This window comes from Streptomyces sp. MJM8645 (assembly GCF_001625365.1).
In the GTDB taxonomy this organism is placed as follows: domain Bacteria; phylum Actinomycetota; class Actinomycetes; order Streptomycetales; family Streptomycetaceae; genus Kitasatospora.
This window is the reverse complement of sequence record NZ_LJJF01000001.1, coordinates 5,060,214-5,072,527: the sequence shown is the minus strand read 5'-3', so window position 1 is coordinate 5,072,527 and position 12,314 is coordinate 5,060,214. Positions and strand designations below refer to the sequence as shown.

The 12,314-nt window shown below is 74.4% G+C and carries 8 protein-coding genes; 2 read left to right on the top strand and 6 right to left on the bottom strand.

Annotated elements, in window-relative coordinates:
- Nucleotides 1-65 precede the first annotated feature (65 nt).
- From A6F73_RS21865 to A6F73_RS43275, 5 genes are read right to left on the bottom strand one after another with little or no spacing between them, the layout of a single operon-like run.
- Entirely contained in the window at nucleotides 66-2,225 is a 2,160-nt protein-coding gene (locus A6F73_RS21865; protein ID WP_079135879.1) for an ATP-dependent DNA helicase, read from the bottom strand.
- Between the two features lie 12 nt (nucleotides 2,226-2,237).
- Nucleotides 2,238-4,031, bottom strand: a complete 1,794-nt coding sequence (locus tag A6F73_RS21860) for an IucA/IucC family siderophore biosynthesis protein (protein WP_244293671.1) — start codon at nucleotides 4,029-4,031, stop codon at nucleotides 2,238-2,240.
- Nucleotides 4,032-4,038: 7 nt separating this feature from the next.
- The gene (locus tag A6F73_RS21855; protein WP_079135878.1) at nucleotides 4,039-5,502 is read right to left on the bottom strand and encodes a SidA/IucD/PvdA family monooxygenase; all 1,464 of its coding nucleotides are present in this window, start codon (nucleotides 5,500-5,502) and stop codon (nucleotides 4,039-4,041) included.
- Nucleotides 5,503-5,511: 9 nt separating this feature from the next.
- A complete protein-coding gene (locus tag A6F73_RS43280) occupies nucleotides 5,512-6,081 on the bottom strand; it encodes a GNAT family N-acetyltransferase (protein ID WP_244293457.1) in 570 nt (189 codons plus the stop codon).
- Nucleotides 6,078-7,838, bottom strand: coding sequence for an IucA/IucC family protein (locus A6F73_RS43275; protein ID WP_244293669.1), 1,761 nt, complete (start codon nucleotides 7,836-7,838; stop codon nucleotides 6,078-6,080). The genes A6F73_RS43280 and A6F73_RS43275 overlap by 4 nt, the downstream gene beginning before the upstream one ends.
- 372 nt (nucleotides 7,839-8,210) lie before the next feature.
- On the opposite strand from A6F73_RS43275, the gene A6F73_RS21840 reads away from it, so the two are divergent.
- Together A6F73_RS21840 and A6F73_RS21835 are read left to right on the top strand one after the other, a co-directional pair.
- A complete protein-coding gene (locus tag A6F73_RS21840; protein ID WP_063349340.1) occupies nucleotides 8,211-9,383 on the top strand; it encodes a trypsin-like peptidase domain-containing protein in 1,173 nt (390 codons plus the stop codon).
- 67 nt (nucleotides 9,384-9,450) lie between these two features.
- The gene (locus A6F73_RS21835) at nucleotides 9,451-10,575 is read left to right on the top strand and encodes a hypothetical protein (RefSeq protein ID WP_063349339.1); all 1,125 of its coding nucleotides are present in this window, start codon (nucleotides 9,451-9,453) and stop codon (nucleotides 10,573-10,575) included.
- Nucleotides 10,576-10,735: 160 nt separating this feature from the next.
- Here the strand turns inward: A6F73_RS21835 and hflX are convergent, their stop codons facing one another.
- Nucleotides 10,736-12,247, bottom strand: a complete 1,512-nt coding sequence (gene hflX / locus A6F73_RS21830; RefSeq protein ID WP_063349338.1) for a GTPase HflX — start codon at nucleotides 12,245-12,247, stop codon at nucleotides 10,736-10,738.
- Nucleotides 12,248-12,314: the final 67 nt, after the last annotated feature.

The following is a 12,314-nucleotide window of genomic DNA, read 5'->3' as shown; positions in this document are numbered from 1 at the left end:
GGGGGCGTCCGGACCCCGCCTCGGCCCCCAGGGGGGCTGGACGGAGCCCCGGATCACCGCACCGCTCAGCCCCGCTTCACCACCGGCTTGACCGGCGGCGCCGAGGCGTCGATCGCCGCCAGCGAGCGGCGCACCTGGTTGCGGTCCGTGGTGTACCAGAACTCCGGCATCGAGGAGCGGAAGAAGCTCCCGTACCGCTTGGTCTCCACCCGCGGGTCGAGCACCGCGACCACGCCCCGGTCCTCGGCCGCGCGCACCAGCCGGCCGGCGCCCTGCGCCATCAGCAGCGCCGCGTGCGTCGCCGCGACGGCCATGAAGCCGTTCCCGCCGCGCTGTTCGACGTCCTTCTGGCGGGCGCTCATCAGCGGGTCGTCCGGCCGGGGGAACGGGATGCGGTCCATCACGACCAGCTGGCAGGCCGAGCCGGGCACGTCCACGCCCTGCCAGAGCGAGAGCGTGCCGAACAGGCAGGTGGACGCGTCCGAGGCGAACTCCCGGATCAACTCGCCCAGGGTGTCCTCCCCCTGGAGCAGGATCCGGTTGTCCAGCCGCTCCCGCAGCGCCTCGGCGGCCGTCTGGGCGCCGCGCATCGAGGAGAACAGGCCCAGCGTGCGCCCGCCGGCCGCGCCGATCAGCTCCGCCAACTCGTCCAGCATGTCGGGCCGTTCGGGATCTCGGCCGGGATCGGCGAGGTGCCGGGCGACGTACAGGATGCCCTGCTTGGGGTACTTGAACGGCGAGCCGACGTCGATGCCGCGCCAGTGCGGCACCGCGTCCTCGCCGAAGCCAGAACCGGACCCGGACCCGGACCCGGACGAAGGATTGTCCCCGGGGGTGCGCTGGTCCGGCAGCCGGGAGTCCGAGGGCAGGCCGACGGAGGCGGCGACGCCGTTGAAGTCCCCGCCGAGCTTGAGGGTGGCCGAGGTGAGCACCACCGAGCGCTCCTTGTAGAGGCCCTCGCGCAGCAGCCCGGAGACGCTGAGCGGCGCGACCCGCAGCGAGCCCGTGCCCATGCCGAAGCGGTCGCTGCGCTCGATCCAGACCACGTCGTACTCGGAGTCCTCCAGCAGCCGCTCGGCGGTCTCGTGCAGCGACTCGGCGGAGGCCATCGCCTGCTTGCGGACGGCGTCCTCGTCGCTGAGCCCCTTGTCGCGGGTCTCACCGAGCGAGCTGATCACCTGGCGGGCGGCGTCCCGGATCGAGGTGACCGCGTACGCCAGGTACTCGGGCAGTTCCTCGACCCGGCCGGGCTGGGCGGTCTCCATCAGGCCGTGGTAGTTCTCGGCGGCGGCCTGCAAGGCGTCCACGGCCTTCTCGTTGGCGAGCCGGGCGGCGCGCTTGACCGCCCGGTTGACCGCGCCGACGGTCAGCTCGGCGGTGGCCGCGCCGGTGACCCGGTTGACCAGTTCGTGCGCCTCGTCGACGATCAGCAGCCCGTGCTCGGGCAGCACCGGCGCGCCCTCGATCGCGTCGATCGCGAGCATCGCGTGGTTGGTGACCACGACGTCTGCCAGTTTGGCCCGCTCCCGGGCCTTCTCGGCGAAGCACTCCTGCCCGTACGCGCAGCGGGTGGCGCCCAGGCACTCCTTGGAGGTGACCGCCAGCTGGGCCCAGGCCTTGTCGGAGACGCCGGGGCTGAGGTCGTCCCGGTCCCCGGTGTCGCTCTCGTCGGCCCACTCGCGCAGCCGCAGCACGTCCTGCCCGAGCTTGCTGGCGGGCCCGCCGAGCGCCTCGGCCGCGTCGAACAGGCCCTCGCCCTCGTCGCTCGGGGTGCCCTCGTTGGCCCGGTGCAGGCACAGGTAGTTGGAGCGGCCCTTGAGCATCGCGAACAGCGGGCGGCGGCGCAGCACCGGGTGCAGCGCCTCGACCGTGCGCGGCAAGTCCCGTTCGACGAGCTGGCGTTGCAGCGCCAGGGTGGCGGTGGCGACCACCACGCGGTCCCCGTGGGCGAGCGCGGGCACCAGGTAGGCGAGGGACTTCCCGGTGCCGGTGCCGGCCTGGACGAGCAGGTGCTCGGCGTTGTCGACGGCGTCGGCGACGGCCTCGGCCATCCGGAGCTGACCGGGGCGCTCGACGCCGCCGACGGCCGCCACCGCGGCGTGCAGCAGGTCGGGGATGCGGGAGCGCGGAACGGCGACGGCTTCCTCGACGTCGGCGGCGGCGCCGCCGTCCTCGCCAGGGAGCTCGGTCTCGCCGGGGAGCTGGGTTTCGGAGTCGTTCGTCATGACCCTCCCAGCCTACGGGGCTGGGGTGACAATCCGGCTCCGTCGCCCGGGAAGATCCGCCTCCAGGGTCACCAGGGCGTTGGGGACGGTCCCGTACCGGGCGGCGTGCGGGCGGTGCGGGCGGTCCTGGTAGCCGTCGAGCAGCAGCCGGTTGCGGTTGAGGCAGAGCCGGTCGATCCGCGGCCGGAACAGGTCGAACAGCTCGAAGCGCTCGCCCAGGCCGGGGAAACGGTCCTGGTAGCGGCGGATCTCGGCCCGCAGCAGGGCCCAGAACTCGGCCTCGGGCAGCCCGGTCTGCGCCTCCAGCAGCGGGGCGAGGTAGCGCAGGACGCCGATGAACAGCCCGGAGTGGAGGAACTGGCAGAGCCCCTGCGGGCCGTCCCGCAGCAGGACGTCGTCGACCTCGGCGGGCAGGTCGCGCAGTTCGGGCAGGTCCTGGTCGCTGAGGTTGACGTCGTCGACGAAGTCCTTGACCGCGAGCCGGGTCGGCGCGTCGTGCTCGTCGAAGACGACGATGGCGTTCTCGCCGTGCGGGGAGAAGACCAGCCCGTACCGGTAGAGGAAGTGCAGCAGCGGCGGCAGCACCGCGCTGAACAGCCGGCCGGTCCAGGCGGCGGGGGTGAGCCCGGAGCGGGCGATCAGTTCGGCGGCGAGCGCCCGGCCGTCGGAGCCGGTCTGCAGCAGGGCGGCCAGGGTGCGGGCGCGTTCGCCGCCGGCCAGGAAGGGGCCGAGCGGTTCGCGCCAGATCGCGCCGAGGAGTTCCTTGTACTGGTAGGGCGCCTCGGGCAGCTCGCGGTAGAGCGGGTGGTCGACGGTGACGGAGGCGATCTCGCCGAGCAGGATCACCTGGCACTCGTCGCGCAGGTAGGGGTCGGCGTCGCGCAGGCCGTGGATCCAGGCGGTGACGGCGGGCGCGGCGAGGGTGCGTTCGGTGGGCAGGCCGCGCCAGACCAGGGTGTTGAGGACGGACAGCGGCAGTTTGACGGTGCAGCGCTCGGGGTGGGCGGTGTTGAAGAAGGAGCGGATGGACTGCTGGGGCAGCCGTGGGTCGCCGTCGGAGGGCAGCGGGACGATCTCGCCGGAGGCGATCCAGGGCGCGAACAGCGGGACGATCGTCTCGTCCCACTGCCAGGGGTGGACGGGCAGCAGCAGGTAGTCGGCGGCGGCCGGGCCGAGGGCGGCGCGCAGCGCGTCCGGGTCGTCGAGTTCGCGGGCGTACAGCTGCTCGGGCCGCTCCAGGCCGGGCACGCCGCGGTACTCGGCGAGCCGGCGGTGGACGGCGATCCAGGGCAGCGGGCGCGGGGTGCGGGCCTCCGGGGCCCAGCGGGCGGCGTCGGTGGCGGAGAAGCCGATCCGGCCCTTGTTGGGGACGATCCAGGGGTGGCCGTCCTGGCGGCCCTCCAGGGCGGGGTGGTCGAGGTCGGCGAGTTCGGCGGCGGTGAGCGCGGTGGCGAGCTGGTGCGCGTCGGCGGTCAGGGTGGCGGTGAGTTCGCGGATCAGGTGGCCGGTGGTCTCGCCGCGCAGGCCGAGGGCGTGCCGGGCGTGCGGGAGGAAGCGCAGCGGGTCGAGGCCGTCGGGGTCGGAGCAGCGGACCGACTCCGGGTCGACCCGCCAGCTTCCGTACGCGCCGCGGCGGGCGGTGAAGCGGTACTCGGCCTCGGGCAGCCAGAGCAGGTACTCGCCGTCGGAGGCGGCGCGGACGGGGGTGAGCAGTTCCTCGTAGGCGAACTCGCCGAGCATCTTGGCCAGCAGGGCGCGCCCGGCCCGCCGCCAGTGCCCGGCGGTCAGGTGCGGGGGCAGGTACAACGGCGGTTCAGCGGCCGACGGTTGCGGCACGGGTCAGCTCCTGGGGACGGGGGATGGCGGGGGTGCTCTCGGTGGGGGCGCCCTCGGCGGCGGGGGTGCCCTCGGCAACAGCCGCGGCGGCGCCCGCGGCAGCGCCCGCAGCGGCGGGGGCGGTCCGGGGCGGCGCGAAGCCGGTCCAGGCGGTGCGGGCGGGCAGCCGGTGGACGGTCCGGCCGGTGACGGCGTTGAGGATGACGGCGGCCCGGTGGGCGCCGAGCCCCAGGTCGGGGGCGCCGACGCCGTGGGTGTGCAGTTCGGCGTTCTGGACGTAGAGGCCGCCGGTGAGTTCGGGCCGGGTGGCGACCCGGTGGTCGAGGTCGACCCGGTAGCGCCCGTCCCCGTCCCAGTCGATCAGCCGGGCGAGCGGTTCGAGCGCGGCCGGGCGGGCGGCCCGGTAGCCGGTGGCGAGCACCACGGCGTCGGTGCGCAGGACGTGTTCGACGCCGGAGTCGCCGTGCCGGCAGTGCAGTTCGAGGCCGCCGCAGGGGCCGGGGCGGGCTTCGGTGACGGCGGTGCCGGGGGTGATGTCGACCGGGGCGGTGTCGATCGGGCGGCCGATGGTGCGTTCGTAGAGGTGGTCGTGGATCTCGGCGAGGGTTTCGGCGCTGGCGGCCTTGTGCAGTTGCCACTGGGCGGCGACCAGCGCGTCCCGGACGGGTTCGGGCAGGCTGTGGAAGTAGCGGGTGTAGTCGGGGGTGAAGTGCTCCAGGCCGAGCTTGGAGTACTCCATCGGCGCGAGCGCCCTGGTCCGGGTGAGCCAGCGCAGCCGGACGCCGTCGCCGTCGTGGCGCCGGAGCAGGTCGAGGAAGACCTCGGCGCCGGACTGCCCGCTGCCGACCACGGTGATGTCCCGGGCGCCGGCGAGGTCGCCGCGGCGGTCCAGGTAGTCGGCGGAGTGGAAGGCGCGCGGGTGGCCGTCGAGGGCGGTGAAGGCCTCGGGCAGGACGGGCCGGGTGCCGACGCCGAGGGCGAGGTTGCGGGCGTGCACCTCGGTCCGCCGCCCGGTCGCGGTGTCGGTCAGCTCGGCCCGGAAGTGCGGGGCTTCCCAGTGCAGGGCGGTGACCTCGGTGCCGAAGCGGCAGTTGGCGAGCCGTTCGGCGGCCCACCGGCAGTAGTGGTCGTACTCGCGGCGGGGCAGTTGGAAGCGCTCGGCGAAGTAGAACGGGAAGAGCCGGTCCTGGTCGCGCAGGTAGTTGAGGAAGGACCAGGGGTTGGTCGGGTCGACGAGGGAGACCAGGTCGGCGAGGAACGGCACCTGCATCCGGGCCCCGTCCACCAGCATGCCGGGGTGCCAGCGGAACTCCGGGCGCTGGTCGCAGAAGAGCGTGCGCAGGCCGGGGACGGGCGCGGCGAGCGCGGCGAGCGAGAGGTTGAAGGGGCCGATGCCGACGCCGAGCAGGTCGTACGGCGGCTGGGGTGCTGGGGTGTCCACGGGGGTGTCCTAGGCGACGAAGGGGACGCGGGCACGGACCATCAGGGCGGCGCGCTTGTCGGGCAGGTCGAGTTCGGTGTCCAGCCGGAATCCGGCCCGTTCGAAGGCCCGGACGGAGCGCCGGTTGCGGACGTCCGGCTCGGCGACGACCCGTTCGCAGCGGGGCCGTCGCCGCAGGATCCGCTCGGCGAGGGCGGCCAGCAGGACGGCGCCGAGGCCCCGGCCGCGGCTCTCGGCGGGGCCGATCAGGAGGTGGACGCCGGTGTCGTGCGGCCGGGCCGGGTAGTGCCGGGCGAGCGGGTCGAGGTCGGCGCGGTAGACCTCCCAGTAGCTCGTCGGGGCGCCGTCGAGCAGGCCGAGGCAGGGCACGCTGCGGCCGTCGCCGTCGAGTTGGGCCCGGAGGTGCCGTTCGGTGGCGTCGGGCGGCCCGGCGAGCTGCCAGAACGCGGCGATCTCGGGGTCGTTCATCCACCCGGCGAGCAGGTCCAGGTCGGTGGGCAGTCGGACCGGGCTGAGCTGGAACTCGCCGGCCGGGGTGGGGATCGCGCCCCATCCCGGCGGGTCGTCGAGCAGGCTCATGCGCCCGCCAGCGGGTTGGGGATGTCCACGTAGACGGACTGGGTGGCGACCGGGCCGACCAGTTCGTCCAGACCGTTGATCCGGGTGAGCAGGTTGGCCTTGCAGGGCAGGGTGGGCGCGTCGAGCAGCAGCCCGGGCAGCGCCGAGCCGGTGGCGGCGGCCCGCGGGCCGGCCAGGAAGCGGCGCAGCCCGGCCAGCAGCACGGTCTCGTCGGCGAGCCCCTGGCTGCCGAAGGCGCCGACCAGGCCGAGGACGTGGTTGATGCCGAGGTAGTAGGCGAAGTGGTGGTCGATCACCTCGTCGGGCAGGAAGGTGTCGCTGTGCTCGCCGAGCCCGGGCAGCCGCGCGGTGAGCCGGTCGGCGGCGCTCTCCCGGTAGTAGTAGCCCTGGTTGTCGCGGTAGCGGCCGCCGCTGGGCCAGCCGTCGGCGTCGAGCAGGACGAGGCTGTTCTGCTGGTGCGCCTCCAGGGCGATGCCGGCCGTGCCGTCCAGCCAGAGGACGGGCAGTACGACGGCGTCCAGGTAGCGCAGGAACCATTCGGCGGCGACGGTCCGCAGCGGGCGGCCGCAGCGGACGGCGAGCGCCCGCAGGGTGTCGCCGAGCCGGGACGGCACGGTGTCGCCGGTGCCGAGCGGCTGTTCGGCGACCAGCCCGGCGACGCACAGCGCGCGGTCGGCGGGGGCGAAGGGCTGGGCGCGCAGCACGGTGTCCAGGCCGCCCGGGTCGCCGAGGGCGGGGTGGTCGACGCCGATCCAGGCCGGGTCGCGGACGATGTCGAAGCCGGGGTGGGCGCGGTGCCATTCGGCGGCCAGGCCGCTCTCCAGCAGCCGGTGCACCTCCAGGCCGCGGTGGAGTTCCTTGCGCAGGTTCTCCCGGCGGGAGTTGGTGATCCGCAGGCCGAGCGAGAGCTTGAGCATCCAGGGGGTGCCGGGGCGGTAGACGGTGCGCACCGAGGAGGTGGGGTACCAGGGTTCGCCGGCCGGGCCGAGGTCGTGCAGCAGCCCGTCGGCGAGCAGGGCGGCGACGGCCGGGCGGTGGGCGAGTTCGCGGGCCTGCCAGGGGTGCAGCGGCAGGGCGGCGGTGCCGGGCGGCAGGGCGGCGTGGTCGCCGAGCAGGTCCGCGGTGATCCGGTCGGCGCTGTCGGTGAGGGCGGAGCCGGCGGCGAGCAGGTCGCGGTGGACCGCGTACCAGTGGAGTTGGAAGGAGCCGTGCAGTTCGGGCGAGTAGGCGGCGCTCTGGGCCGGGCCGAGGCCGTCGCGGCTCTTCGGGGTGGGGTGCAGCGGGTGGCCGAGCAGCAGGGACTGTTCGGCGGCGAGGAAGTGCGAGCGTTCGGGGCCGCCGGCGGGGGCGGTGGTGCGGCGGTGGGCGAGGATGTCGGCGGTGCGGACGACCGAGTCGGCGACCCGGGCGGCGAGGTCGGCGACCTGCCCGGGGTCGGGGCGGTCGGCGGCCGCGGCGGCGAGCAGCGCGGCGGTGGTGACGGCGTCCACGGGGGCGTCGGCGGTGCCCTCCCCGGCGGAGAGGACGGCGGGGCCGAACCGGTGCCAGCCGCCGGGCGACCAGTAGCGGACGGGGGCGGAGAGCCGGGCGGCGCCGCCGAGGACGGCGATCCGCAGCCGGCCGTCGGGGCCGGGGCGGGCGCCGGTCTCGCGCGTCCAGCAGCGCAGCAGGGCTTCCAGGGCGGCCTGTTCGGCGGCGACGGCGGGGTCCGGGTGCAGCAGCGGATCGGGCTCGGCCGGCCGGTCCGCGTGCAGCAGCGGGGCGGGCGGGGCTCCGGTGAGGGCGGTGCTCAAGGCTGCTCCTTGGGGCGCGTGGGGGTGCGGACGCGCGCGGGTGGTGGAGAGGATCGGCGGGCGCTCGCACCGTCGCGTCAGGTAAGGGTTACCTATCCCTGACGGGTGATCACAAGGTCGGCTCACTCGTCCGGGTGAAGATCGGGGATTGTCCGCGTCCGGCGCGCGGGGCCCTGCTGGGTCGCCGGGCCGATCGTGGCCACGTCACGGATCGGTGACCTCCGGTCAGGGCCGCAACCCGGGGGGCGGCCGCCGCCGTCCTGGTGACCGGTGGAAGACTCCACAGCGGCGAGTCGCCGCACGACAGCCCGATCGAGCACAGGGGGAAGCGCACACATGCCATCGATCCACCGGTCAGCCATGGCCGTCGCCCTCGTCACGGGGACGCTGCTCGCGGCGAGCGCCTGCGGGCCGGACGGTCCGGCGGGCGACGGGGGCGGCAGCGCCGCGCCGCCGCCCGCGTCCAGCACCGCCGCCCCGGGGGGCGGCGTGATCGGCGGGATCACCCTCCCGTCGGGCATCCCGACCAGCCTGCTGGAGGGCCTGCCGAAGTCCTGGGACGACCTGAAGAAGTGGAAGTTCGAGGACTGGGACTCGTGGGCGTCCAAGCACGTCTTCAACAACCCGGTGGTGAAGGACTTCTGGAACCCGGACAAGATGGGCGACTCCAAGCCCGCCGATCCGGCCCCGCCCACCGCCAAGCCGGCCGCCGACAACGGCGTGACGGACCCGGACCCGCCGGTGGTCAAGGCCGTGCCGGTGCCCCGCCCGTACACCAAGCAGCCGTCCGGGAAGGTGTTCTTCAGCGCCCAGGGCGGCCGGGGCAACTGCTCGGCGACGGTGATCACCGACCCGCAGCACCCGGGCAAGAGCAATCTGGTCTGGACGGCCGGCCACTGCGTGCACGCGGGCAAGGGCGGCGACTTCTTCAAGGACCTGGTCTTCGTGCCCGCCTACAACAACTCGGGCGCCTCCAGCGGCGGCAAGAAGGCCCCGCTGTCCGAACTGGCCCCGCTGGGCACCTGGTGGGCCGACCTGGTCACCACCTCGCCGCAGTGGATGGTCGAGGGCGGCGGCACCGGTGACGCCGCGAACCAGTACGACTTCGCCGTCATGCGGGTGCACAACCAGAACGACTCCGGCAAGTCGCTGGAGGAGACGGTCGGTTCGGCCGTCCCGGTCTGGTTCGACGCCCCGCGCGACAAGATGTCCGTCGCGGCGGTCGGCTACCCGCTCTACAAGCCGTTCGACGGCCAGGAGCTGTACAAGTGCGACGGCGGCAAGCCGACCCGGCTGTCGTTCGACGCCAAGCGCCCGTCGATGCTCACCATCGGCTGCAACATGACCCAGGGCTCCAGCGGCGGCGGCTGGTTCGCCACCATGCCGGACGGGAAGACCGCCCTGGTCAGCAACACGTCCATCGGCACCGAGGACCACACCTCGCTGAGCGGCCCGTACCTGGAGACGGTCGCCAAGCAGGCGCTGGACTGGATCTCCAAGAAGCCGTAGGCCCTTTCCGGTCGGACCGGACCAAGCCGTACGGGCGGCGGAGGCCGCCCCCGGGGGACGATGCAGCATGCCGAAGCACACCGGCCGCGGACCGCGGCGCCGATCCGGACCGACCGGCGCCGCGGTGCTCGCCGTGCTCGCGCTCGCCGCGACCGCCTGCGGGCCGGACGACTCCGGCGCCACGGCGGCCGCACCGCCGCCCGCCCTCCCCACATCGGCCCCCACCAGCCTGGGCGACCTGACGGGCTGGAAGGTGGAGGACTGGGCCCGGTTCGTCTCCGGCAGCGGCTTCGCCAACGAGGTGGCCCCGGGCTTCTGGTCGACCACCCGGATGGCCGCCGCCAAGGGGCGGGCCACCCCGGAGTACCCGCTCACCGCCGCACCGGACGACGGCCGGCCGGACGCCCCGCCCGCAGCCGTCGCGGCCACGCCGCAGCCGCACCCGTACGGCCCGGCCACCGCCGTGGTCGGACGGCTCTTCGTCACCACGCCCCAGGGCGACGCGGCCTGCTCCGCGACGGTGGTCTCCGACCCGGCCAACCCGGGCCGCAGCAACCTCGTCTACACCGCCGCGCACTGCCTGCACGACGGCAAGGGCGGCGGCTGGCTGCGGAACATCACCTTCGTGCCCGGTTTCAACCGGGACGGCCAGGCGGCCCGCGGCAAACCGCTCACCGAGCAGCAGGCCGCCCCGTACGGCCGGTGGGCGGCGGTGCGCGCACTGGTGTCGCCGACCTGGCTCGGGGAGGGCGGCGTCGGCGCCCACCACCAGTACGACTACGGGATCATCCGGGTGCGCGGCGAGGGCGGCTCCGGCGCGTCGCTGGAGGAGGCGGTCGGCGGCTCGGTCCCGGTCTGGTTCAACGCCCCGCGCGAGCAGATCGGCTCGGCGGCCGCCTACGGCTACCCGACCGATCGGCCGTTCGACGGCCTGGAGCTCTCCCGCTGCGAGCCCCCGGTCCCGCCGGCCAGGCTCTCCCCCGACCGGAGCCGCCCGCCGATGTACGTCACCGGCTGCACCGTGACCGGCGGCTCCAGCGGCGGCGGCTGGTTCATCACCAAGGACGGCAAGCCCAACCTGATCAGCGTCACCGCGATCGGCAGCCGCAACCCGCCCGGGTACCTGGCCGGCCCCTCGCTGCAGGACCAGGCGAAGCAGGCCTTCGACTACTTCGCCAAGAACGTGAAGTAGCCCGCACGCCCACACGGCCGCACGCCCGGACGAGCCCCCGGGCGGACCCCGGAACGGACGCCCCGGTACCCCGGACGGGCACGCGAAGGGCCCCCGGACGCTCGCGCGATGCCCAGCGGCATCACGGTCACGTCCGGGGGCCCTTCGTCGGCCCGACGCCTCAGACCTGCAGCGCCACCGCGTAGCACTCCAGCTCGGCGGCCAGCTCGGCCGGCACCTTGGCGTGCAGCAGCGTGCCCTCGCCGGTGTGCTCGGTGCCGAGCAGCTCGCCCTCGGCGTGCACCCGGGAGACCAGCCCGCCCTGGGTGTAGGGCACCAGGGCCCGCACCTCGATCGCCGGGCGCGGCAGCTCGTCGTCGATGAGCTTCAGCAGCTCCTCGATGCCCTCGCCGCTGCGGGCCGACACCACGATGGCGTGCGGCTCGCGGCGCAGCAGTCGCTGCAGCACGTGCGGGTCGGCGGCGTCCGCCTTGTTGATCACCACGATCTCCGGCACGTTCTGCGCGTCGACCGAGACGATGACCTCGCGGACGGCGGCCAGCTGCGTCTCCGGCTCGGGGTGCGAGCCGTCGACCACGTGCAGGATGAGGTCCGCGTCGGCGACCTCCTCCATGGTCGAGCGGAAGGCCTCGACCAGGTGGTGCGGCAGGTGCCGGACGAAGCCGACGGTGTCGGCCAGGGTGTAGAGCCGCCCGCTCGGGGTCTGGGCCCGGCGCACGGTCGGGTCCAGGGTGGCGAACAGGGAGTTCTCCACCAGGACGCCCGCCCCGGTGAGCCGGTTGAGCAGGGACGACTTGCCGGCGTTGGTGTACCCGGCGATGGCCACCGACGGCACCTGGTGGCGCTTGCGCTCCTGGCGCTTGGTGTCGCGGCCCTTCTTCATCTCGGCGATCTCGCGGCGCAGCTTCGCCATCTTCTCGCGGATCCGGCGCCGGTCGGTCTCGATCTTGGTCTCACCGGGACCACGGGTGGCCATGCCGCCGCCGGACGAGCCGGCGCCGCCACCACCCATCTGCCGGGACAGCGACTGACCCCAGCCGCGCAGGCGCGGCAGCATGTACTGCATCTGCGCGAGCGAGACCTGCGCCTTGCCCTCCCGGGACTTGGCGTGCTGGGCGAAGATGTCCAGGATCAGGGCCGTCCGGTCGACGACCTTGACCTTGACCACGTCCTCCAGGTGGATCAGCTGGCCGGGGGTGAGCTCACCGTCGCAGACCACGGTGTCGGCGCCGGTGGCCGCGACGATGTCGCGCAGTTCCTTCGCCTTGCCGGAGCCGATGTAAGTGGCCGCGTCGGGCTTGTCGCGGCGCTGGATGACGCCGTCCAGCACCTGGGAGCCGGCCGTCTCGGCGAGGGCGGCGAGCTCGGCCATCGAGTTCTCCGCCTCCTCCAGGGTGCCGTCCGTCCAGACGCCGACGAGCACCACGCGCTCCAGGCGGAGCTGGCGGTACTCGACCTCGGTGACGTCTTCGAGTTCGGTGGAGAGGCCGGCGACGCGGCGCAGGGCGGCACGCTCGCTGCGGTCGTACTGGTCGCCGTCGTAGTGGTGGTGGCCGTGGCCGCGGTCCTCGTCGATGGCCGCGAGGTCCTCGTCCATGAGGGCTTCCGCCCGCAGACCGTTCAGGCGGCGCGGGGCGTCGGCGTGGTCGCGGGTGTCGGACGTGGAGGTCATTCTGTCCTTTGGTCGCTGGTGCGGATGGCCTGTGGGGACCGCCGTGTGCGGTCCCACCCGGAGTCTG